At 39.2% G+C, this 24,409-nt stretch carries 20 protein-coding genes and 1 tRNA gene; 12 read left to right on the forward strand and 9 right to left on the reverse strand.

The window, feature by feature from the left end; genetic code table 11:
* Positions 1-2: 2 nt before the first annotated feature.
* Positions 3-1,349: an NAD(P)/FAD-dependent oxidoreductase gene (locus KCTC52924_RS08580; protein WP_251806315.1), complete on the reverse strand. Its 1,347-nt coding sequence runs from the start codon at positions 1,347-1,349 to the stop codon at positions 3-5.
* Positions 1,350-1,545: 196 nt separating this feature from the next.
* Between KCTC52924_RS08580 and KCTC52924_RS08585 the strand changes: the two genes are divergently transcribed.
* Positions 1,546-2,547, forward strand: a complete 1,002-nt coding sequence (locus KCTC52924_RS08585) for a glycoside hydrolase family 113 (RefSeq protein WP_251806316.1) — start codon at positions 1,546-1,548, stop codon at positions 2,545-2,547.
* Positions 2,548-2,699: 152 nt separating this feature from the next.
* Positions 2,700-3,749, forward strand: a complete 1,050-nt coding sequence (locus tag KCTC52924_RS08590; protein ID WP_353057459.1) for an N-acetylmuramoyl-L-alanine amidase — start codon at positions 2,700-2,702, stop codon at positions 3,747-3,749.
* 4 nt (positions 3,750-3,753) lie between these two features.
* Here KCTC52924_RS08590 and KCTC52924_RS08595 read toward each other — a convergent pair whose 3' ends face one another.
* The 6 genes from KCTC52924_RS08595 to KCTC52924_RS08620 all read right to left on the reverse strand — a co-directional run bounded on the left by KCTC52924_RS08595 (position 3,754) and on the right by KCTC52924_RS08620 (position 8,091).
* Positions 3,754-4,461 carry a TIGR04283 family arsenosugar biosynthesis glycosyltransferase gene (locus KCTC52924_RS08595; protein ID WP_251806317.1) on the reverse strand — a complete coding sequence of 236 codons (708 nt, stop codon included), beginning with the start codon at positions 4,459-4,461 and terminating at the stop codon, positions 3,754-3,756.
* Positions 4,448-5,110: a DUF547 domain-containing protein gene (locus tag KCTC52924_RS08600; protein ID WP_251806318.1), complete on the reverse strand. Its 663-nt coding sequence runs from the start codon at positions 5,108-5,110 to the stop codon at positions 4,448-4,450. The genes KCTC52924_RS08595 and KCTC52924_RS08600 overlap by 14 nt, the downstream gene beginning before the upstream one ends.
* Positions 5,111-5,235: 125 nt before the next feature.
* Positions 5,236-6,201 carry an arsenosugar biosynthesis arsenite methyltransferase ArsM gene (gene arsM, locus KCTC52924_RS08605; protein ID WP_251806319.1) on the reverse strand — a complete coding sequence of 322 codons (966 nt, stop codon included), beginning with the start codon at positions 6,199-6,201 and terminating at the stop codon, positions 5,236-5,238.
* A gap of 284 nt (positions 6,202-6,485) precedes the next feature.
* Positions 6,486-7,301 (reverse strand): purine-nucleoside phosphorylase, encoded by an 816-nt coding sequence (locus tag KCTC52924_RS08610; RefSeq protein WP_251806320.1) that lies wholly within the window; start codon positions 7,299-7,301, stop codon positions 6,486-6,488.
* A gap of 8 nt (positions 7,302-7,309) precedes the next feature.
* Positions 7,310-7,921, reverse strand: coding sequence for a TIGR04282 family arsenosugar biosynthesis glycosyltransferase (locus KCTC52924_RS08615; RefSeq protein WP_251806321.1), 612 nt, complete (start codon positions 7,919-7,921; stop codon positions 7,310-7,312).
* A gap of 97 nt (positions 7,922-8,018) precedes the next feature.
* Positions 8,019-8,091, reverse strand: a tRNA-Phe gene (locus KCTC52924_RS08620).
* Between the two features lie 101 nt (positions 8,092-8,192).
* Here KCTC52924_RS08620 and KCTC52924_RS08625 point away from each other — a divergent pair.
* The 7 genes from KCTC52924_RS08625 to KCTC52924_RS08655 all read left to right on the forward strand — a co-directional run bounded on the left by KCTC52924_RS08625 (position 8,193) and on the right by KCTC52924_RS08655 (position 15,930).
* On the forward strand, positions 8,193-8,921 hold the full coding sequence (locus KCTC52924_RS08625; RefSeq protein ID WP_251806322.1) for a type III pantothenate kinase: 729 nt from the start codon (positions 8,193-8,195) through the stop codon (positions 8,919-8,921).
* A complete protein-coding gene (locus KCTC52924_RS08630; protein WP_251806323.1) occupies positions 8,922-10,196 on the forward strand; it encodes a hypothetical protein in 1,275 nt (424 codons plus the stop codon).
* A gap of 44 nt (positions 10,197-10,240) precedes the next feature.
* Positions 10,241-11,611 carry a M48 family metallopeptidase gene (locus KCTC52924_RS08635; protein WP_251806324.1) on the forward strand — a complete coding sequence of 457 codons (1,371 nt, stop codon included), beginning with the start codon at positions 10,241-10,243 and terminating at the stop codon, positions 11,609-11,611.
* 1 nt (position 11,612) lies between these two features.
* Positions 11,613-12,221, forward strand: a complete 609-nt coding sequence (lptC, locus tag KCTC52924_RS08640; RefSeq protein WP_251806325.1) for an LPS export ABC transporter periplasmic protein LptC — start codon at positions 11,613-11,615, stop codon at positions 12,219-12,221.
* Positions 12,214-12,417, forward strand: coding sequence for a hypothetical protein (locus KCTC52924_RS08645; protein WP_251806326.1), 204 nt, complete (start codon positions 12,214-12,216; stop codon positions 12,415-12,417). Before lptC ends, KCTC52924_RS08645 begins: the two co-directional genes overlap by 8 nt.
* 62 nt (positions 12,418-12,479) lie before the next feature.
* Positions 12,480-13,709: a hemolysin family protein gene (locus tag KCTC52924_RS08650; RefSeq protein WP_251806327.1), complete on the forward strand. Its 1,230-nt coding sequence runs from the start codon at positions 12,480-12,482 to the stop codon at positions 13,707-13,709.
* 103 nt (positions 13,710-13,812) lie between these two features.
* On the forward strand, positions 13,813-15,930 hold the full coding sequence (locus KCTC52924_RS08655) for a SurA N-terminal domain-containing protein (protein WP_251806328.1): 2,118 nt from the start codon (positions 13,813-13,815) through the stop codon (positions 15,928-15,930).
* Between the two features lie 131 nt (positions 15,931-16,061).
* Here the strand turns inward: KCTC52924_RS08655 and KCTC52924_RS08660 are convergent, their stop codons facing one another.
* Both KCTC52924_RS08660 and KCTC52924_RS08665 read right to left on the reverse strand, forming a co-directional pair.
* Positions 16,062-17,024, reverse strand: a complete 963-nt coding sequence (locus tag KCTC52924_RS08660; RefSeq protein WP_251806329.1) for a GYDIA family GHMP kinase — start codon at positions 17,022-17,024, stop codon at positions 16,062-16,064.
* Entirely contained in the window at positions 17,021-18,343 is a 1,323-nt protein-coding gene (locus KCTC52924_RS08665; RefSeq protein ID WP_251806330.1) for a hydroxymethylglutaryl-CoA reductase, degradative, read from the reverse strand. Before KCTC52924_RS08665 ends, KCTC52924_RS08660 begins: the two co-directional genes overlap by 4 nt.
* A gap of 223 nt (positions 18,344-18,566) precedes the next feature.
* Here KCTC52924_RS08665 and KCTC52924_RS08670 point away from each other — a divergent pair, with 223 nt between their 5' ends.
* Genes KCTC52924_RS08670 through KCTC52924_RS08680 form a run of 3 tightly spaced genes read left to right on the forward strand, consistent with a single transcriptional unit; the run spans position 18,567 to position 24,407 of the window.
* Complete coding sequence (locus KCTC52924_RS08670; RefSeq protein WP_251806331.1) at positions 18,567-20,735, forward strand: S9 family peptidase; 2,169 nt, start codon at positions 18,567-18,569, stop codon at positions 20,733-20,735.
* Between the two features lie 15 nt (positions 20,736-20,750).
* A complete protein-coding gene (locus KCTC52924_RS08675) occupies positions 20,751-22,586 on the forward strand; it encodes a peptide MFS transporter (protein WP_370671532.1) in 1,836 nt (611 codons plus the stop codon).
* A gap of 36 nt (positions 22,587-22,622) precedes the next feature.
* On the forward strand, positions 22,623-24,407 hold the full coding sequence (locus KCTC52924_RS08680) for a peptide MFS transporter (RefSeq protein ID WP_251806332.1): 1,785 nt from the start codon (positions 22,623-22,625) through the stop codon (positions 24,405-24,407).
* Positions 24,408-24,409: the final 2 nt, after the last annotated feature.

Consider the following 24,409-nt stretch of genomic DNA (forward strand, 5'->3'; position numbering starts at 1 on the left):
TTCTAGGCGTTGCTAAATATTCGTTTCCAACTTTTCTTTTTCGTGATGATATTGGTGCCAAAGGTGCTATTGAAATGTGCCACTATGGTTTTTTCGTAACGCGTATAAAATTCAGGATCAAAATTGGCATCCTTTAAATATTCCATAACATATCCAATTCCCCTTTTTTCGGTCAGCCATCGATCCACTATTTCATGCCGCATTCGTATTCCAAAGGTGTTAATTCCCAATAGTTGTTTGCTGTCTTTGTGGAAAGCCACGGTAATACAAATTTTTTCTGTGGGATGTCGCCAGTGAAAATGCTCTTCGTATTCTTTTTTTGAACCTTCTGGAAAAACCCATCCATAGGTTTGGTACTCTATATCCAAAAATTTAGCTGAATTAAACCAATGGCCCGGATTGTAAGGTGTTCTGCGACCACAGATAGTCTGTGCCAATGCTTCACCCATCATCCTTCCCGTGTACCATACTGCTTCCACGGGTCTGCGGTTACCAATGGTCTGATGTTGTTCTGCACAATCCCCAATGGCGTATATATCCCTAATATTTGTCTCTAAAAATTCGTTTACCTTCACTCCTTTTCCTAATGTAATGCCAGCGCCTTTTAGGAAATCTACCTTTGGCGAAACTCCTGCAGCCAGACCAACTACATTACATTCTATTGTTTCGCCCTTGTCTGTGGTTACGGCTTTCGTCCTCCCATTTTCATCCGGAATAATTTTCACCAGATTGGTGTTCAATCGCAGATCGATATGATGCTCAAGGATATGCTCATTGATCATTTGGGATTCCCCTTGCGGTAATACAATGTCCCAGAAACTTTCTTCCCGTACTAAAAAGGTAACGGGGATGTCCCTACTTCGGAGCATTTCTGCCATTTCTATTCCAATTAATCCACCGCCAACTATTACTGCCCTTTTACAGACGTCCTTATTAGGAGCGTTAACTTCCAGCAATTCAAGATCTTGTTTAGAGTATAACCCCTGAACCCCTTTCAGGTCCTGCCCTGGCCATCCAAACATATTGGGTTTTGAGCCTGTGGCAATAATCAGCTTATCAAATTTTATCTCTTGAGAATCTTGTAGTAAAAGTTTCTTGTTTTCGGAATCGACCTTGGTTACAAAGGCATTTATAAGATCGATCCGATTCTTTTTCCAGAACCAATTTTCATAAGGTTGGGTGTGCTCAAACTTCATATGCCCCATATAAATGTACATAAGAGCCGTGCGGGCGAAAAAATAATCACTTTCCGCGGAAATAACGGTGATTTTTTTGTCTGATAGTTTTCGGATGTGACGGGCCGCGGTAATTCCCGCAATGCCATTGCCAATAATAACAATGTGTTCCATAGATAAATGGTTGTGTAAACTCTGTCGGCCTTAATTGTAATACCTTAAAATATCCAGCCTTATTTAGAATAGATATAAATACCGGTGTTATAGGGGTGTTTCATGTAAAAGTAAGAATAAAGTAATTGACAAACTTGGGTACTGGTATTTTTAAATCAGTGGGGAATACGTTAAATTAGAGCATAAATAGGTCTAAATGAAACAATTTTGCATCATCATTTTATGTTCTTTACTAGGGTCTTGTAATGATGGGCCAATAGAAAAATTGAATGGAGTAAGTTTTGTTGCCTCCCGCAATGCCGTGACCCAGAAAGATGTGGATGCGGTGCACGATATTTATGCAAAATGTGCTGCGGTAATGCCTTTTGGGTTTATACGAGATAAGGATTCTCCTGAAATAATTTTTGATACTTCTAGACAGTGGTTTGGGGAAACCAGGACTGGGACAAGGCAATATGTGGATATTTTACATGACAATGGACTTAAGGTGATGTTGAAACCGCAGATCTGGATTTCTAGGGGTGAGTTCACTGGGAGTATGAAAATGGATTCGGAGGAAAAATGGAAGGCCTTGGAAATCTCCTATGAAAAATTTATTATGGCCTATGCCTCCCTTGCCCAGGAAACCCAAGTAGATGCCTTTTGTGTTGGAACGGAGTTGGAACAATTTGTAAATCACCGACCTGCTTATTGGAAGTCTTTAATACTGAAAATTAGAGGTATTTACAGTGGGAAGCTTACCTATGCCGCCAATTGGGATGAGTATGGTAGGGTTCCTTTCTGGGATCAGTTAGATTTTATAGGAATAGACGCCTACTTTCCCTTATCTGATCAAAAAACACCAACGGTTGCGCAACTGCGACAAGGCTGGCAGAAACACAAGGACAAAATAAGAACCCTATCCATGGCAGTGGACAAGCCAGTATTGTTTACGGAATATGGGTATAGAAGTAATAATTATACCGCTAAAAGACCCTGGTTGGTAGACCATAGTGAGGATGATATTAACCTAGATGCCCAGGTGAATGCGACCCAGGCTATTTTTGAAGAATTTTGGAATGAGGAGTGGTTTGCAGGTGGCTTTGTTTGGAAATGGTTTATAGATCATGAAAAGGCAGGCGGACCAATGGATAACAGGTTTACACCGCAAAATAAACCTGCCCAGGAAGTGATAAAGAATTTTTACAAACGGACTTAGGAACTCCCATCTACTTTTTGGTTCTATAGGGTTCGTTATTGGTTGCATCGTTTTGGTACTTATATAGTTTTAAAGACATCATTTGTTGTGCACTCTCCTAGATTTTTGGATTTCGGCAGAATTTTTGATAATCTTTGTTTAAAATTATTTTGGTGTATTTCAAAAGAACATATCGACTATTATGGATGCTTGGTTTGGTATCGCTTTACGGGTTTTCACAGACTTCAGTAAATACCGTCATTGCGGAAAAAGGGGATGGGATATATTCATTGCTCAGAAAACATGGAATGAGTCCAGCCGAGCATTATGGGCATTTTATTGCCTTGAATAAAGCTAATTTGTGGGATAGCATTCAGCTTTTTGAAGGCAGGGAGTACATTTTGCCACCTGTTGAGGTAGATTCGGTTGTAGTAGAAGCTTCCATTCAGAAAAAATCTACTGAAATTAAAGAGATTCCCAATGTATTGGAGGAGGGTATTTTCGGAAAAGAACACTCCTTGGTGACCATAAGGAGCAATAAGCTGAAAGGTGCTGTCTACTATTTAATCTCGGGACATGGCGGGCCCGATCCGGGTGCCGTGGCCATCTATGATGGAAAGATGATTGCAGAGGACGAGTATGCTTATGATATTACCTTGCGATTGGCCAAAGAGCTAATGTCTCACGGTGCTGAAACCTTTATCATTGTTAGGGACCCAAATGATGGGATTAGGGATTATAAGGTTTTGGAAATAGACAGGGATGAGGTAGTTTATCCCAACGAGGAAATCCCTTTAAACCAATTGCAACGATTAAAACAACGGGTTGATGTGGTAAACAAGCTGTACTTGGAAAATAGTGGTAAATATCAGCGGTTAATCGTAACGCATGTAGATAGTAGGAGTAAAGGCCAGAATATAGATGTGTTTTTTTATCATCATGAGAAGAGTAAGAATGGTAAGCATCTGGCGGAAAGCATCCATAAAACATTTTTAAACAAATACAGAGAATACCAGCCAAATAGAAGTTACGAAGGCACCTTTGGTGATCGAAGTGGCTTGTATTTGGTAAAGAATACCTTGCCGGCCATGGCCTATATTGAAATTGGAAACATAAAGAATAAAAAAGACCAAAGACGTATTTTGGATACTGACAATAGGCAGGCCCTTGCAAAATGGATTTCAGAAGGGGTGATTTTAGATAGGGATAGAAAGTTGCGTTAAGGGGTTAGTTTGCAATGTTTTTCTTGTAGTAATCGTACAATTGGTCCGGACCAAAACCAAGTATGTTTTTCAGATGGATCACACCAAAGTGGTACTGTAATCTTACCGTGCCCAGCTGCTCATATTTTCTTGCCGAAGTGATTACGTGTTGTGGTAACACCGTGAATTTTGCGGACCTATAGAGTCGCCCTATAAATTCGGTGTCCTCATATATGATATAGGCCTCATTATACCCCTTAGATTTATGGAAAAGTTCTTTCTGAACGAATAGCGACTGATCTCCTCCACGGCATAATTTGTGGTTAATCCTGCTAAACCAAGCGAAAAATTGCAAGAATTTTTTGGAAGTATTGAATCTCATTCTAAAACAGCCAGCCTTAAAACCTGTTTCTATAGCGCTTAAAATATATTGGTCAAATTGCTTTGGGGGAAAGGTGTCGGCGTGAAGAAAGTACAGAATTTCTCCGGACGCATGTTTTGCCCCTATATTCATTTGTTTGGCACGGCCTTTTTTCGCCCTTAACATTGTAGCGCCAAAGTCTTTGGCAATAGCAAAGGATTGATCGGTGCTGCCTCCATCTACCACTATAATTTCTTTAATGGCATTTGTGACGCTATTTTCCCGAAGATATTCCAGTAACATTTTAATAGTGGTAGCCTCGTTAAATACAGGTATAATGATGCTAATACTGTTGTGGTTATTTAGCTTCATTTAGCGTCCAATTGTAGGTGAGATATGTAATTTTAGCCTTGGAGTCCACTTTTTCCCTGGCGTATTTATTAATGTAGTCCACTAGGGATCCCCCTGAGGTGAAATCTTTTTTATACCACTTGAAAATTTCGGAAAGGGAGGCCTCGTCCGTGGCTAATACATTGCGTTTTTTATCATTTATAAAATCTATTGCTGTTTGTTCTAGTAGGGTCTCCAAATTGGATGCCGTAAATGCCTGGTTCAGTAATTTTGGGCACGAATAAGAGGCACAGTTAATAGCAAAATGAATACGGGGCTCGTCCATTTTTCGCAATATTTTATGCTCTAGGTCCCCTAGAGATATTATCTCCTTACCCATGGCCACCACATCCTGTCCCCACGGATTTCTTAGGTCCTTTATGCTTTTTAGCGGGTAATTATCCACTATGAGTTTAACGGTGGCCGCATTGTAAAGATTGATATAGTAGGCTAATTTTTCTTGGCGGCCGGCGCTTTCCGGAGGCTTGTGGTTTTTTAAATATTCCAGATACTTTTCAAGAGGATCACGGTCTATTTTAAAACCTTTATAATCCACATCACCACTTTTGTTTACGTGTTTCTGAAGCAACTCATTCCATAGGGAATGATCCAATTGGATTTTTGCTGCCATTTTATTATTTTCTATAAACGACCCATTAGTCGGGTTCAGGCAAAAACCTGGTACTGAAAATAGCAATAGGAAAAAAGTGATGGAACGTGTCATAGATTAGTTTAATCGCTTATTGGTTCGTAAGGTTAACAACATCCACCGCCATTGTAATGCCAGGTGCTTTCGCTTATGTGGATTTCTGGATTACTCTTCCGTAGCGCTGCTGCTGTTTTATCGCAAATGGCCAAGGGCTGGTTTTGCATTAACACGTGGCCATCTTTGTCGTCAAAATATTCCTCATCACCATAATAGATAGCGGTTTTTCCAGTAAAAACACAGGGTCCGTCCTTAGGCATTGGATCTTTTATGGCTGCAATTTCTATAGATTCTATAAAAATTAGTTCTTCTGTTGGATAGTGGTTTGGGGATAGCACACGGTATGATTTTCGAGCCCTAATTTCTATGGTACCAAAGCCAGCATCTGTAAGTACTTTTATGTACTCTTTTAAGGGGATGCTTCCACTTAGGCAGAGGGCGCGTAGGCGATCGTCATTTCTAAGGGTATCGTTCATTGGCTGTTCACAGATTGGGTCGCTCATTACCAAGCGGCCATGGGGTTTTAATACGCGGTACATTTCCGACACCGCTTTTTTAAGATCTTCGGCCTTAAAAATATTGAACAGGCAATTTTGTGCTGCTACGTCTATACTTGCGTCTGGAATAGGAAGGTGTAGCGCGTCGCCTTTTAGAAGATTTACAAATTCGTTTTTATACCAGGGGTTATCCTTGGCTGCTACTTCAAAGTTTTTTCGGGAGGCTTCCAGCATCTCGTCAACAATATCCACGCCAGTAACGCCTCCTTTTTGCCTAGAAAAATAGGCGAATTGGAGGAGCTCCATGCCACCGCCAACACCCACATAAAGTATTTTCGGATTGTTGGTGAGGTCCTGAGGCGAGATAGTGCTTCCGCATCCATAATTCATTTCTTGCATTATGATGGGGATGGAAAGTCCGGGAAATTGCCATGCCGGATTGGTGGTACAGCAAAGCCCTACATCTGGGGTTAGTGCAGCGTCCTTGTATAATTCGTTTGTTGCATTTAAATAACTCATAGTACTATGTTTTTGTTTCATCGCCTAATAACCTAGTGGGTTGTGGCTTATTTATGTCTATTGCTTTTTTATTGCTAATACAATCGTCGTTACAACTCTCAAAAGCTTTCGGAATAATGGGACTAATATCATTATTTTTTTAACAAACACTACTTTCTATACCCAATACTGTCGAAGGTCATATGGCAAATGTCGGATGTTAAACAGTTGCAAAGTTATAGGGTATGTTGAAGGGCTCAATACTCAATACTCATATCTCAATACTTTGTACTATACTATTCAATTTAAACGTTCTTTATTAATTCGCGGAACAATGTGATCATTTTGGGCTCTGCGGTAGCGGCGATTTCAATAATTTCTGCAATGTTTACGGCCTGTAATTGATCGGGGTCGCACTCGTCTGTCAGCACTGATATAGCTACCACGGGCAGGTTTAAATGGTTGGCAACGATTACCTCGGGCACGGTACTCATTCCAACTGCATCGGCCCCCAAAATTTTCAGCATTCGGTATTCTGCTTTGGTTTCCAGCTGTGGTCCTACCACAGAAACATAGATTCCTTGGCGCAGGGTTATATTTTTGTTTTTGGCTATTTTGAGGAGCTTTTGGCGCATTTCTAGATCATATGGCTCGCTCATGTCCGTAAATCGATTGCCAAATTCTCCCACATTTTTAAATGCTAAAGGAGATCCGCCTTGTAAATTTATATGGTCTTCGATGAGCATGATATCGCCTTTCTTGAAATTTAAATTTATGGCGCCGGCCGCGTTGGATATAAAAAGTTTTTTAATGCCTAGACGCTGCATTACTCTTATGGGGTAGGTGACATCTACTAAGTCGTACCCCTCATAAAGATGGAACCTGCCCTGCATTACTACCACCTTTTTGCCTTCTAAGATTCCGAAAATTAGTTTTCCGGCGTGGAATTCTACTGTGGCCAATGGGAAATAGGGAATATGGTTGTAAAAGGCCTCAATGGGATTTTCAATTTCCTCAGCTAATTTTCCCAATCCTGTACCTAGAACTACTCCTATTTCAGGTTTATCGAATCCTTTTTCAATTAGATATTCTACGGATTCGTTTAATTGTTTACGTGTCATATACAATATTATTTTTTTAAAAAAGGTGTAAACACGGCTATGTCTTTTATGTCGTCATAGTCGTCGATATCATTTTTAGGAGATAACAGAAAATATTTTTCATCTCTTAGATGGTTTAATGTGTTCTTTAGTACGGTATCTGTTCCCCATGTCTTGCCCTTAAATAATTGGGGCATAAATTTTTTCATTCCCAATAGGTAGTAGCCGCCGTCTAACGCAGGACCTACCACGTAATCATTAATATCAAGGGAGTTGAAAGCCGCATTAATTTCCTTTTCATCCAAGTCATACATATCGCTTCCAATAACGATGATCTTTTCATAGCCCTCTTCAAAACCATTCTTAAAAGCGTTGGCCATCCGTTCTCCCAAATCATCGCCGCGTTGTATTTTCTTTGTATAATTAGAGGAGTCCCATAAATCATTTTCCCCAATATAATCGGAATAACACACCCATTTGTCAACACCTAGTCCTTTGGTTATGTTTTGTGTATGTGAAAGTAAGAATTTGTAAATATCCAATGCATTCTGATCGCCGATACTTGCAGCTAGCCGTGTTTTGCATTGGCCAAGTTGCGGATTACGGGTGAAAATTAAAAGTAGGTTTTTGGATTTTGTCATAGGGCAGAATATTTTTAGGGATATCTTGATCTATTAAATTTAGGGTAAATATGGGTGTAAATAAAAAAAAGCCCTTGAAAATCAAGGGCTTTTGAGGTGGTGCCTCCAGGAATCGAACCAGGGACACATGGATTTTCAGTCCATTGCTCTACCAACTGAGCTAAGGCACCAAACGCTGTAAGCGGCTGCAAATATAAATTCAATTTTATGATATACAAACAAAAATGAAAAAAAAGGACTATGTTTTTTTACATTTTTTGATATTTGTAATATGAATTTAATCATCGATGCGGGTAATACCCTAGTAAAAATGGCTGTTTTCAAGGATTGTGACATTGTTTCTCACCGGAAAATTCCTTTAAAAGATTTTGCAAATAATGTGAAATCCGTTTTTTCTGAATTTAGAAACATACAAAATGCCATTATTTCGACGGTTGGTAGCTTAAGTCAGGAAGAAATAGAAATGGTGTCGGTTTTTTGCCGGGTGCATTTATTGAGTCATGTTACCAAGACACCTTTTAAGAATTCTTACGCAACGCCCCAAACCTTGGGCGTTGATCGTGTTGCTCTCGCAACGGCGGCATTCTACCATAATCCTAATAACAATACTTTGGTTATAGATGCAGGAACCTGTGTTACCTATGATGTCATAAACGATTATGGGGAATATTTAGGGGGTGCAATTTCGCCAGGGATAAGTATGAGGTACAGGGCCATGCATGAGCAGACTGCGAAATTACCTCTGTTGGAGATAAAATCGATCTTGGATTTTATAGGGAATTCAACCGAGAACTGTATGCATAGTGGAGTGATTAATGGTATTTGTAATGAAATAGATGGTGTAATTTCACAATATCAAAGTAGATTTGCAGATTTAACAGTTATTTTAACAGGCGGGGATGCGCAATTTTTGTCAGAACGATTAAAAAATACCATATTTGCGCATTCTAATTTTCTCCTATTGGGGTTAAATCATTTGCTAGAATACAACAAACGCTAGATGATCAAAAATTTTATTATTGCATTTTTATGCGTAACTTCGGTTAGCATTTACGCCCAGAACAGTACTGTGTCTCCATATTCTTATTTTGGTATAGGGGATTTAAGGGCAACCAATTCTGTAGAGAATCAGATGATGGGAGGTTTAAGTGTTTATGGGGATAGTATCCACATCAATTTAAACAACCCTGCTGCCTATAGCAAATTAGGGTTAACGACCTATACTGCGGGGCTGTCAAGAAAGGAATACAGTTTTAAGACGAATACTTCCAAAGAGAGTTCCTCTGTTTCCAATTTGGATTATTTGTCCTTGGGATTTAGTCTTGGAAAAGGATTGGGATTGGGTTTTGGTATTATACCCTACTCCTCTGTAGGTTATAATTTTCAATCTGAACGAACAGTTTCTGGACAAGGAACTGTCTTAGAATCATATTCCGGGTCAGGAGGTATAAATAGAGTTTATGTTTCCTTGGGATATGAGGTCTTTAAAGATTTTAGCATTGGGGTAACCTCCAATTTTAATTTTGGAAATCAGGAATCTAATAGTGTTCAGGCTATAGAAGGATTGCAATTGGGTTCGTTTAATAGGATTTCTTCAAGAATAAATGGGTTCGATTTTAATTTCGCGGCTAATTATAGCCCCAAAATAAATGAAAAACATACGTTGTTTACCAGTGTAATAGTAAATACTCAAGCAAATTTGGTGTCTAGAAATACTCGTACCATTGGCTCTTTCTCAACTGCAACTGGTAGGGATCTAGAGGTGATAGAAGTGGATCTGTCATCACAGGGGCTTGCGAGAACGGGTGTTCAGATTCCTACCACAACCACCTTGGGTGTTGGTTATGGGGAGGATAAAAAGTGGTTTCTAGGTGCAGAATACAGCTTTCAGGAGCTGAGTGCCTTTGAAAATGAATTAACTCCGGCGAGCAATTTGGAATACCAAAATGCGAGCACTTTGAGGTTTGGAGGATATTATATTCCTGATTATGCATCTTTTTCAAACTATCTAAAGCGTGTTACCTATAGGGCCGGGACCAGCGTTTCAACCTCTGGGATTGTGGTAAATAATAAGGAGATTAATGATTATGGCATAACTTTTGGTTTAGGTTTACCGCTGGGGCAAGGAAGAAACTTTTCCAATATTAATATTGGCTTTGAACTTGGTAAAAGAGGAACCAAATACGGCGATTTGATTGAGGAGAATTATTTCAAGGTAAACTTGGGGCTTTCGTTAAACGACATAGGTTGGTTTGTTAAGCGAAGAATTGATTAGGAATTATTACATTAACCACTTTAAATTTAAAAATACTCAGAAAGATGAAAAAGAATCTCTACATCATTGTGATAGCCCTAATAGGGTTTGTAGGTTTAGGTAATGCACAGGCACAAAACCCTGAATGTATGACCAATCTATCTATATATACGGAACATGTTAAGGTAAAGAATTATGATGCTGCCTATACACCTTGGAAAATGGTATACGAAAATTGCCCGACTCTAAACTGGGCCAATATTCTTTACGGTGAAAGAATATTAAAACACAGGGTAGCAAATTCTACTGGTGCAGAAAAAACAGCAAACATTAACGCGCTTTTGGAGCTTTATGACAATCGCATGAAATATTTTGCTACCAAAACCAGTGTTGCTGAAACTATCATTGACAAGGTGTTGTTGAAGTATGATGAGAAAATTATCTCTGATGAAGAAATATACGCTGGGTTAGATAAGGCTTTTAATGAGGATAAGGATAATTTTAAAAACCCAAAAGCACTTTATTTATACTTCTCCAGTTTGGTAGATCTTCAGAATGCGGGTAAAAGAGAGGTGGAAGAAGTATTTGAAAGATATGATGCAGTTACTGAAAAGATAGAGGTTGAGAACGATAAGCTTACTGATGTAATTACTAAACTCTTGCCTAAAGAAGATGCAGGTACTTTGACCAAAAAAGAAACGAGTCAGTTGAGATCTTATAATAGCTATTCTGAAAGTTATGGTAAAATAGCTGAAAGTATAGATAGTAAACTTGGAGCGCTAGCAAACTGTGAGAACTTGATTCCACTTTACAACAAAGGCTTCGATTCCAAGAAAGGCGATATAGCCTGGGTGAAGAGAGCGGTAAGTAGAATGTATAGCAAGGAGTGTACAGAGGATCCGTTGTTTAAGAAATTATTTGAGGCGCAATTGGCTATGGAGCCTTCTGCAAGTGCTTATATGTATGGAGGTGCCCTAAAAAACAACGCGGGGGATACCAAAGGGGCGATTGCCGATTTTAACAAGGCATTGGAATTGGAAACCGATTCTAGAAAGAAGTCTAACATAGCCTACAGAATAGCTACTAGCTACAGAAGAAGCAGTAAGTCTACGGCAAGAAGCTATGCTCAAAGAGCGATAGATGCAAACCCTGCAAATGGGAAAGCGTATTTGTTGATTGCTAGTTTGTATGCCAGTAGTGCCAATGAATGCGGTAGTACTCCGTTTGAGAAAAGAGCAATATACTGGAAGGCAGCTGAAATGGCTCGTCAAGCTGGTCGTGTAGATCCTGCTGTTAGTGGTAGTTCTGCTCAGGCAGCAACAAGTTATAATGCCAAGGCACCTTCCAAGACAGACATCTTTAATTCTGGAATGGCAGGAAAGACTGTAAGTTTCCCATGTTGGGTTGGAGGTAGCGTAAAGGTGCCTAGCTTATAAGATGAAATTAAAAAATATACATAACCTAATTAGCATTGCCATAGTAATTACTATGGCAATGCTTTTTTGTTCCTGTGCCGATAATTATAAAAGGGTAGGGGACGAGGCTATAAAAAAAATATTTCCCAGCGCGGTCGCTGAAGACTTTACGCTTACCTATACGGAGACCGATGGAGGGAAAGCTGATGATGGGGATTCCCGCTCCAAAATCATAGCTGTTTTAAGAAGCCCGATTAGCAATGATTTTGACAATTTGGACTTTCCATACAGGACCTTCCCCAAGGGATTGAAAGTAGAGTTTTTTGATGATAAAGGGATGAAAAGTACCGTTACAGCAGATTATGGAATTATATATTCCAAAACAAATTTGATAGATTTGCAAGGAAATGTGGTTATAGAGACTGAGGACGGAAAAAAATTGGAAGCACCACAACTGTATTGGGATAAAGGCAACGACTGGATTTTTACCCAACAAAAATTTAAGTATACAAATAAGGAAGAAGGAACCATTATGGATGGGGAAGGAATGGATTTTAACAGGTCCTTTAGTTTTTTTCATGCCAATAAGACCTACGGTTTAATGAGTATTAAAGAGAAAAAAGATGATTAAAATTTTAAGGTATACCGAATATCTTTATTTGGCAGTAGCGGTAATTTCTATTTTTGAAATTTATGAACAATGGAACTTGGATAGGGAGCGTGCCTATTTGTTTGTTTTCTTCGCTGTGGTCTCATTGGGGATGTTTATTTTTAAGAAGTCCTATAGAAAGCGGTTTGAGGACCGTCAGAAAAACAAGAAAGAATAGCCTTGGATCCTGCGATTGTTATTATTGTCATTTCATTATTTTTTTCCGCATTTTTTTCCGGGATGGAAATCGCGTTTATCTCCGCGAACAAAATCCATATAGAAATTGAGAAAAAGCAGGACGGAATTATGGCAAAGGTGCTTACGCTCCTTACTAAAAGGCCTTCCAAGTTTATTGCTACCATGCTTATTGGAAACAATATTGCACTGGTAGTGTACGGGCTGTTTATGGGAGACCTGCTAATAAAATTGTTCGACGATTGGAAAACCTCCGACATCGGTTTTTTACAGTTGATGTTTACTGATTTCAGTCTGCTGACCCAGACCATTATCTCTACTTTAATTATTTTATTGACGGCAGAATTCATGCCCAAGGTATTGTTCCAGATCTATAGTAATACCTTGTTGCGCTTATTGGCAATTCCTGCTTATATTTTCTATGTATTATTTTCTCTGATTTCAGATTTTGTTATTTGGATTTCGGATTTTATCTTAAAAGTCTTTTTTAAGACCGATGGGGACGAGGTGCAGCTGGTATTTAGCAAGATAGAATTGGGAGATTATATTACGGAGCAAATGGAAGCGGTGGAAAAGGAGGATATGGTAGACTCTGAAATACAGATTTTTCAGAATGCCTTGGAGTTTTCTGCAGTAAAGGCCAGAGAAGTAATGGTGCCAAGAACTGAAATTGCCGCTGTTGAACTTCATGAGACGCCTAAGAATTTAGCAAAGCTATTTACGGAGACTGGATTTTCAAAAATACTGGTCTTTAAGGATACCATAGATAACATAATAGGGTATGTGCATTCCTATGAGTTATTTAAAAAACCAAAGGTAATAAAGAGCATTTTGTTGCCTGTAGAATTTGTTCCCGAAACCATGCTGATCAACGATATCCTGAATATTCTAACCAAGAAAAGGAAGAGTATTGCCGTGGTGCTGGACGAGTATGGTGGTACTTCTGGGGTTATGACAGTAGAGGATATTGTGGAGGAGTTGTTTGGAGAGATCGAGGATGAGCACGACAGTACCGATCTGCATGAAGAGCAAATAAATGATAATATATACAAGTTTTCTGGTAGACTAGAGGTCGATTATGTTAACGAACAATATAAAATTGAACTGCCGGAAAGTGACGAATACGAAACTTTAGGCGGATTGATCATGAACGAAACAGGAGAGATTCCAGAGAAGAATTCAGAAATAAAAATTGCTAATTTTCACTTTACCGTATTGGAGGTTTCCAGTAATAAAATTGATCTGGTTTTATTGGAGGTGCGGGAAAAGGATTGATAATCGTCCTTATTATTGATGTTTTTTAGTTTTTATTATTTCAAAAGAAAGTAGTAAATTCGCCACCCGATACTTATCGGGTTAAATTTAAATAGATTACATAATGGCAGTATTAGAGAATATAAGGAAACGGACAACCGTGCTAATATTAATTATCGGTTTGGCACTGTTTGCATTCGTAGTTTCGGGTGTTTTCAGTAGTAATGAACTGGGAGGCGGCAAGATGGGTTCCTCTATAGGGGAAATAAATGGTGATGAAATTTCCATCGATCAATTTAGAAGGGACGTGGAAGCATTCTCTAGAATGGCCGGTCCATCGGCTTCTTCCATGCAATTGGTAAACCAAGTGTGGGAAAGAGAAGTCCGGAATACTATTCTAGATCAGCAATTCGAGGAATTGGGGATAGCAGTAGGTCACGATCAAATCGTCAACTATATTAAGACCATACCCTCCTACGTTCAAAATCCTGAATTCCATAATGCTAACGGCGTATTTGATGAGAATAGGTTTAAAGAAGCAGTAGCGGATTGGAAAGCCAATAATCCTGGGCGTTATGCACTTTGGTTGCAAGATGAGCAGGCCATTATTCAGAATGCAAAAGAACAAGGGTATTTTAACTTGGTAAGGGCTGGAGTGGCATCAACTTTAAAAGAAGGCGAGTTAGAATATAACTTGGCTAATGATAAAGTGGATATCGAATACGTAAGGGTTCCTTATTCTTCTATTCCAGATTCTACGATATCAGTAAGTAAAAAAGAAATTGAAGCCTATGTAAAAGCACATAAGGAAGATTTTAAACAAGAAAGGTCAAGAGATATCCAGTTTGTTTATTTTGAGGAAAAACCATCTGTTGAGGATGAGAAGGATGTTAAGACTTCCATTGCCAAGCTTTTGGAGGATCAGGTAGAATACAATTCCCAAAATGACACCAACGATACCATTAAAGGATTTAGGGCAGCTAAGGATTTAGTAGCATTTTTAGATCGTCATTCCGATCAAAAACTTGATACTGTCTATAAAGCTAAGAATGAATTGTCTGGTAAATTTGCCGATACCCTTATGGCCTTACCAAAAGGAAGTATGTTCGGTCCTTATAAAGATGGTAATTTTTATAAGGTTTCTAAGATGATCGACAAAAAGGCTAACGGTTCTGTAAAGGCAAGTCACATCTTAATCGCCTACGAAGGTGCACAAAATGCAAATCCTGAAGTAACAAGAACCAAAGAAGAGGCAGAGAAAAAAGCAAAGGATTTATTGAAGGAAGCTAGGCAAAATGAAGTAGTTTTCAATCAATTGGCTAGAGATAATTCAGACGGACCATCAGGGCCAAGAGGTGGTGATCTTGGATACTTCCAAGAAGGGGTCATGGTAGGGCCGTTTAATGATTTTGCTTTTAAAAATCCGACTGGGACCATAGGTATGGTAGAAACCGATTTTGGATTTCACGTGGTGAAAATAGACGAAAAGCAGGATGTTGTTCAAATTGCCACATTGGCTAGAGAATTGGAGCCTTCTGATGAAACCATCAACTCCCTTTTTACCGAGGCTACCAAATTTGAAATGGACGCCATTTCTGATAAGGATTTTGGTGCTACCGCCAAAGCAAATAATTTTGTGGTTAGGCCGGTAAATAAGATTAAGGCTATGGATGAAAATCTTCCTGGACTTTCCGCACAACGCGCCATAGTGCAGTGGGCATTTAATGACGATACTAAGCTGGGTGAGGTAAAGAGGTTCAATATTAATAATGGGTATGCGGTAGTGCAATTAACTGCTAAGTACAATGAAGGTCTTATGGCAACAGAAGATGCTTCGGTAATGGTTTTGCCTAAGATCAGAAAAGAGAAAAAGGCAGCGCAGATCATATCGGCTAATAAAGGCAAGGCAATAGATGCTTTCGCCAAGGATAATAATGTTGTTGCTTCAACAGCTTCGGCCTTGACTATGAAATCACCTACCATTCCTGGAGCTGGGACAGAAGCCTATGTAGTAGGTACAGCCTTTGCAATGGCTCAGGGAGCCACTTCCGGTCTATTGGAAGGACAGACTGGAGTTTATATGGTAAAGGTTACTAAAAAGGAGGATGCTCCAAAATTGGATAACTATAGTACTTATGCCAACAACCTTCAGGCGGCTGCCGCAAGTAGGGTAGACATGACTGTTTATAATGCGCTTAAGGAAGCATCCGAGATAAAGGATAATAGGGCTACTTTTTACTAGTCACCCAAATCGTTCTACATACAAAAATGAGGCGGTCCAATTGGATCGCCTCATTTTTTTTTTGAAGATATAGTAGATGATGTAGTTTTGTGGAACTAAAAGAGCGGTCGTTTTTTGAAATGCTAAGACTGCTATCTAACCATTTTAGGGTAAGGGATTACTGTAGTATACCCTTTATCCCTAAAGTATTGTGCGGTATTCTTATTGCCCGCTGCCAAAATAAAATCGCCTCCCCAGGCTCCTAAACTTTTTATAGCTCCCTTAAAATCGGGAAATAATTGTTCCTGAATGGGGGGAATGTCTAGTATTTCACTGATGATTGCCTCGTGTTTATGGATTAGTTTTTCAAATTGCGTACGCTTGGTGCAGGTTTGGATTCGTTTGCTAATACTATTTATTTTTGGAATTACCGTAAATAGATCTATCTCCTTGGACTTGTAAGCTGCAATGCCGTCTCTGCTGTTTTGTTTTTTATTTAAATGTACAAAGTACAGCTCGTTTTTAAACGAGGGGTCAAAAGGCACTGTAATGGCTATTGGTTTGCTATTTTTTAATTGATAGGTAATTGGGCTGTTGTGTTGGGCACAGGCAATGTCGTATCCACTTCCGGAAAAAGAATTCCACAACAGGGTAAAAGCGTCCACTTTGGCCCATTGCGCAATATTGTTGATCAGTGTTGATGAGGTTCCCAATCCCCATTCCCTTGGAAAGTTTAACGAAGTGGTGATTTCGTAGCCATTTTCATCTTCCAAAAATGAGGGGTTCAGTTTTTTAGCTTCCAACAAAATAGATTGTAAGGTGTTAGCAACAGTTTCGTTATTTTTAAGGGAAGAGTCCGTGTCATTTTCCAAACTTCTCGTAGTGGGCAATGGGGATAGAAAGGGAGTTCCGTTCGCTTGAAGATCGTAGGTTTCTTGAAACCAAACCTTCCCTTTTTCATCCAAACTTTTCCAGGTTAACTGTCTACTAGGGATTGGATTTACTGCTAATGATTGGCCGTAGACAGTTGGGACCGCTAGGCTTAAGGCGCCATCTAATACCAAGTATTCACCCGTGATTAATAATTTTCCGTTACTGTAAAAGGAGGTTGTCATTTTTGTTTTCTTAAGTTTTCAAAGGCTGTAACCACAGCGCTGTGGGAAGCCGTATGTTTTTTGAAATGTGATATAAGGGTCTCCTTTTCTGAAGTTGTGGCTCCCAATTGATTTAGGATATTCAATAGGTGCATTTTCATGTGTCCTTGTTGAATTCCGGTAGTGATTAATGAGCGTAGTGCACCAAAGTTTTGTGCTAATCCAGCGGCTGCGACGATTTGCATAAGTTCTTTTGCTGTTGGTCGTTGAAGGATTTCTAGGGCAATCTTTACCAAAGGGTGTAGGCTGGTCAATCCACCAACCGTGCCCAGTGCCAATGGGATCTCTATCCAAAATTTAAAGATGTCGCCCTCAATGCTGGCATGGGTAAGACTGCTGTATTTCCCATCTTTAGAAGCATAGGCATGTGCCCCGGCCTCTATGGCCCTAAAATCATTACCCGTAGCCAATACTACGGCGTCTACACCATTCATTATACCTTTATTGTGGGTTACCGCCCTATAGGGTTCTACTTTGGCAATAGCAACGGCTCTAACCATTTTCTGAGCAAATTCCATGGCTGAGATATTGTGATGTTCCTTTAAATCCCCGATAGGACAACTCACTTCTGCCCTTACCAGGCAATTGGGAATATTGTTGGAGAGTATGCTCATCACGATTTCGATCCTTTTCTCACTTTCCGTGAATTCAGAGTACCTTAGGGCTTCTTCCTTTAGAGTTTCGGCAAAACTTTCCAAACAGGAGTTGATAAAATTAGCTCCCATGGCGTCCAAGGTCTCGAAAGTACAATGTAATTGATGGTAATTGGCAAGGTCGGCACTCTTGTCTCTTAGTTCAATGTTATTTATTCCACCTCCCCGTTTCTCCATATTCTTGATGATAGGAGCAACTTTGGCAATCAATTCAGGTTTTACCTTGTTAAAGAAACGCATTAGTTTAGCAGTGTCACCTTGGTACATAAAGTGTACCTGTCCTACCTTTTCCGTGCCGATTATGCTGGTCTTGAAGCCTCCCCTGTTTAGCCAAAATTTTGCAGCTTTGCTTGCTGCAGCAACAACCGAGCTTTCTTCTATCGCCATTGGAATGGCATAGAGTATATCGTTTATTAAAAAATTGGGAGCAATCCCAAGTGGTAAATAAAAGTTACTTATCGTATTTTCAATAAACTCATCGTGTAGTTGTTGTAGTTTACTGTCATTGCTCCAATATTGTTTTAGGATTTCAATAGTATCCGCACTATCGTGGGTGTAATTATGGGCTATCCAGTTAATTTTCTCCTCTTTGGACAGTTTGGAAAAACCTTCTATCGGTTTCTTCATAGTTGCATTGATTTCATCGCGTAAAGATAGTAAATACCACAATAAGGCATAATGGGAGCTAAAAGCGTATTTTTGTGATATTTCAATGTTATTAAATGCGTGGAATATAGCTTTTTTTGTGAAATTTTTAGTAATCTTGACACTTTTAATCATGTTGAAATAATTAGCTAAAGTCCAGCGCGATTTTTGCAGCCCTAAATGCATATATAAAATCCAAATCCCCGTGAGAAAATTATATATTTTATTGTTTTTTATTGCCTATACCTCTGTTACCACACTTTTTGCTCAAAATAAAAAAATTACCCTAGAAGAAATTTATGGCGGAACATTCGGAACTAATGGAATGGAACGGTTAGAGTCTTTGCAAAACGGCGATCAATACACTATTTTAAATCTGGATTATACCAATCGGGTAGCTATCATAAATAAATACGATTACAAGACCTTGGCAAAGGCAGAGACCGTCATTTCCTCATCAGACAGCAACACAATTCCGTTTTTTACCTCTTATGAATTTAGTAAGGATGAATCCAAGTTGTTATTGGCAACTGAAATTGAATCCATTTTTAGACGCTCTACCTTGGGTGTATTTTACGTATTCGACCTAAAATCAAAGAAAATATCAAAAATATCCGATGATAAGATCCAAGAACCACTGGTTTCACCTGATGGTAGTATGGTAGCCTATGTGAAAGATAACAATATTTATATTTTCAACATCATCTCCAATACTACTGTGCAGATTACTAAGGATGGTAAAAAAAATAGTATTATTAATGGGGTAACCGATTGGGTCTATGAGGAGGAGTTTGCTTTTGTTAGAGCGTTTGAATGGAATTCTGACGGAACCAAATTGGCATTTATAAAGTTTGATGAAACCAATGTGCCCGAATTTTCTATGGATGTTTATGGCAGTGACCTTTACCAGACCCAGACCGTATTCAAATATCCAAAAGCGGGAGAGGAGAATGCTATTGTGTCCTTGCATATGCTGGACGTAAAGTCGGCTAATATTACTGCTATAGACCTTAAAGAGCCTTATTATATCCCTAGGATAAAATGGATGAATAATCCCGAATTTTTAAGTGTTCAGACCTTGAACAGGCATCAGAACAATTTAAAATTGGTTCAGGTTAACGCTAAGAATGGTAAGTCCAAGACGCTATTGGAGGAAACGGATAAAGCTTATGTAGATGTAACGGACAATCTTACCTTTCTGAAGGATGACAGTTTTATTTGGACTAGTGAGAAGGATGGGTATAATCATATTTACCTATATGATGACAAAGGGAAATTAAGGTCACAGGTTACTAAGGGTTCTTGGGAAGTGACCAATTATTATGGGTATGATCCCAAGGCAGATCGCATTTATTTTCAATCAACCGAAAATGGCTCCATTAATCGGGATGTGTATAGCATTCGAAGTAATGGCAAAAGTAAAAAACGATTGACAGAGAGCGTGGGAATAAATTCGGCCGATTTCAGTGCGGATTTCACCTATTTTATCAATTCCTATTCTAGTGCCACAACTCCGCCAGAATTTACATTACACCTTTCTTCCAACGGAAACAAAATAAAGGATATCCTAGATAACAGGGAGTTGTTGGTGCAATTGCAAGATTATAATTTAAGTCCCAAAGAGTTTTCCACCCTAGAAATTAATGGCAACGAATTGAATATGTGGATGATAAAGCCGACAGATTTCGATGCCAATAAGAAATATCCCCTATTTATGACTCAGTACAGCGGGCCAGGATCCCAATCGGTTTCCAATGCCTGGATGGGCAGTAATGATTATTGGTATCAAATACTAGCCAATGAGGGATACATAGTGGTTTGCGTAGATGGAAGGGGAACCGGATACAAAGGAGCCGATTTTAAAAAGGTAACGTATAAGGAGTTGGGGAAATACGAGGTAGAAGACCAGATTGATGCTGCCAAAAAGTTGAGCGAGCTGTCCTATATAGATGAGGATAGGACCGGTATTTGGGGATGGAGCTACGGTGGATTTATGTCTACAAATTGTTTATTGAAGGGGAACGATACCTTTGAGATGGCTATTGCGGTGGCCCCGGTGACTTCTTGGAGATTTTACGACACCATTTACACAGAACGTTTTATGCGTACTCCCCAAGAGAATCCAACTGGTTATGATGAGAATTCACCATTTAATTATCCTGAACTCCTAAAGGGGAAATATTTATTGGTACATGGGAGTAGTGATGATAATGTACATGTACAAAACACCATGCGGATGATCGAAGCGCTGGTACAGGCCAATAAACAGTTCGATTGGGCCATTTATCCCGACAAAAATCATGGGATATACGGTGGAAATACACGTCTACACCTTTATACGAAAATGACCGATTTTATAAAACTAAATCTATAACTAACAAAGCAACCTATGCAAACTTCTGTAAAACAACTACATCGTAAAGAACTTTTTGGCCATCCTGTTGGACTTTTTATATTGTTTTTCACTGAAATGTGGGAGCGTTTCTCCTACTACGGAATGCGGGGAATCCTTGTATTGTATGTGGCTACCTCTGCAACTGCTATTGATCCGGGGTTGGGTTGGTCCAATAAAGATGCTTTATGGTTGTACGGGTGGTATACTATGTTGGTATATGTGGCCTCAATCCCTGGTGGATGGGTTGCCGATAAGTTTTTAGGTCAGAAAAAAACGGTAATGCTGGGCGGATTGTTGCTCTGTATTGGGCATATAACCCTGGCAATTCCACAAGATTGGGCCTTTTTCACTGGTTTGATCCTAATTATTTTAGGAGTTGGTGGTTTAAAACCCAATATCTCTACCATGGTAGGTGGTCTTTACCAAGAGGGGGATTTAAGAAGGGATAGCGGATTTACCATATTTTATATCGGTATTAATGTAGGTGCCTTTCTGGCAAGTATTTCTGTTGGTTTGGTAGCCTATTATTACGGGTGGCATTATGGTTTTGGACTGGCAGGTATAGGGATGTTAGTGGGTCAGGCCGTATTTATCTGGGGCCAAAAGTTCTTAAAGGGAGTTGGAGAATTTAGCGGGGGTAAAAACGTCTCTGAAGAGGAGCGTATAGCCGCAAAACGTCCGCTTAATAAAATTGAAAAGGATAGGGTGCTTGTATTATTGATTTCCTTCCTGATCGTAATAGTTTTCTGGGGAGCATTTGAACAAGCAGGAGGCTTAATGAACCTGTATACCGATGCCAAAGTAGATAGGTATATTGGATTAAGTGGGCTACAAGAAATTCCGGCTGCGGTATTCCAGTCTCTAAATGCGGGATATATAATCATCTTTGGAACCATAGTAGGTGGTTTTTGGATCTGGTGGAAAAAAAGAGGAAGGGAATCTTCTTCTCTCTTTAAAATGGCTATAGGTACAATTATCATGGGACTTGGTTATGTTTTTATGATGTTCGCATCTAAGGAAGCTAGTGCGGATGTTTTTGGTAAGGCAGCCATGATATGGATCTTTCTAGCTTACCTTTTCCATACTTTGGGAGAACTTTGTACCTCTCCCGTATCCCTTTCATTTATTACTAAACTCGCCCCAATAAAATATGCGTCCATAATGATGGGGGTCTATTTTGCGGCTACCGGATTTGGAAATATGTTGGCAGGAACTATTGGGGAATCTTCCCAATTGCATCCATATCAAGGTGAAATGATTGTTAGTAAGGAGGGAATTCTCCCTTTTATTACTCAAGACACCATGGAAATTAAGAATCAGGCTAAAAAAATTGTCAAGATATATGATTATCCCATCAATGAGGATAAAAATTTCAGTATTAAAAGTCAGGTGTATTTGGATAATGATGCGGTAATGTTTCAGGAAATAAGTTCAGGAAAATCACTTAATGATCTCTTTAAACTTGCTGACACAGAGAATATTGACCTCGCCAAGTTAAAAGAAACCTTAAGGGAAAACAATGCAATTGGCAGTAATCCTTATCATGCTAAACTTGTATTTGAAAAGGATAAGGATGCAGCTCAAAACATTGATAATAAAGGAGATGGGGAGAATTACCAAGTGTCTTTTGTGCTGGAGGAGGAGCAAAGCGAACAAGAGTTTGACACTTTTATGTGGCTTACTATTTTTACTGTAAGTTTTGGAATCCTACTTATCTTATTCCTTAAGAAATTGAAAAAACTGACCCATGGTGCAGAAGATCATGAACATGTATTTAAGGATAATGAGCCTTATGAGCTAGGTGGTCCAGATATCAATACATCGAATTAAACCATAGGTAAAAAAGCTTTTAACAAATACGCAATTATGAATACCGATATTGAAAAATTATTTAAGGATAATGTTATAGGTCATCCGGCCGGACTTTTTGTATTGTTTTTCACAGAGATGTGGGAGCGCTTTTCCTTTTATGGAATGCGGATCCTTTTGGTGCTGTTTCTAACGGCGCCTATAATTAGTGACAATCCAGGATGGGAATGGCCTCGAGAACATGCCATGTCCTTGATAGGAACCTATGCCTCCTTACTTTATTTAACACCAATTATCGGGGGTTATATTGCTGACAAGTTTACTGGTTACAAGTGGGCGGTGATTATAGGTTGTTTTATAATGATGTTAGGACATGCTTCCATGGCCGTGGAAACCCCTTTTGCTTTATATCTAGGTTTGGCATTATTGGTGATCGGGACAGGTTTCTTTAAGCCTAATATCACTTCTATGATTTCTGAAATGTACAAGGGAAAGGAATCTAAGAAAGATGGGGCTTACACCATTTTCTACATGGGAGTAAATGCTGGAGCCTTTTTTGGTATGATGCTTTGTGGGTATTTAGCCGAAAATATCGGTTGGAATTATGGATTTGGATTGGCCGGTATCTTTATGTTTCTGGGGATGTTGCAATTCTGGTTGGCCAAGGATTTATTTGGTAAGATAGGGGAGAAACCTAGTGTAGTACGGGAGGCGAAATTACAGCAAGGCTTGCTAGAGGAAAATGAAGCGGATCGCGAGAACCAACTAGCAGAAGAAAAGCCCAATCCGTTCACAACATTGGATATGGTACTAATGGTATTATCGTCCTTAGGAGGCTTATTGTATTTGTTTAATGATCCTATGTCCAAAGTAGGCAACATAAATATTTTGAATTTTAGTATTGGCAATTTGGACGGATCCAATGCAACTGTTCTTTTGGCATTAGCCATGTTTCTGTTTCTTATTATCAGCAGAATTTTTCGGTATTCCAGAATAGTACGTGATAGGATTATCGCGGTATCTATATTCGGTATTTTTACCGTATTTTTCTTTGCGGCTTTTGAGCAATCTTTGGGCTCCATGACCATTTTTGCAAGGGATTATACCGCTAGGGAATTAGCAGGTAATTCCGCTTTGGTATTTAAGATTATAGATTTAATATTAACGGTTGGTCCCCTTGCCGTAATATCATGGGTACTGTATTTATTGTTTAAAAAGACCTATTCTAAGATTCCTTATTCCAATATTGTTTTGGCCCTTGCCTTTGTCTTTCTTTGGGGTATCGTTATCTGGAAAATAGACAGGGAATTTAGCAAAGATGCCACCGAGGTGGGGGCATCATGGTTCGGAATTTTAAATTCCTTTTTTATCATTATTTTGGCGCCGTTCTTTTCCAGGTGGTGGGAAAGTAAATACAATCCCAGTGCCGCTATGAAATATGGCTTGGGATTAATTTTATTGGGACTAGGTTTCGGAATTTTGGCCTTCGGTACTGTCGGGATACCTTCAGGAGCACAGACCGCTTCTGTCAGTATGATCTTCTTAATTTTCGCGTACTTGTTTCACACTATGGGAGAACTCTGTTTGTCCCCAGTTGGTTTATCGTATTTAAGTAAGTTGGTGCCAGGAAGAATGATCGGATTTATGTTTGGTATTTGGTATTTAGCCATCGCCATTGGTCAAAAAGCTGCAGGAACTATGGGGGGAATGATCGATAAAATATCAGAAGAATACTCTTTGGGTACCTTCTTTCTGATCTTTGCATTAGTTCCTGTTGTGGTAGGTTTTATTTCTATTGTATTAAATCCGCTATTAAAGAAGCTGATGCATGGAGTGCGATAATA

The organism is Arenibacter antarcticus, from assembly GCF_041320605.1.
Lineage (GTDB): Bacteria > Bacteroidota > Bacteroidia > Flavobacteriales > Flavobacteriaceae > Arenibacter > Arenibacter antarcticus.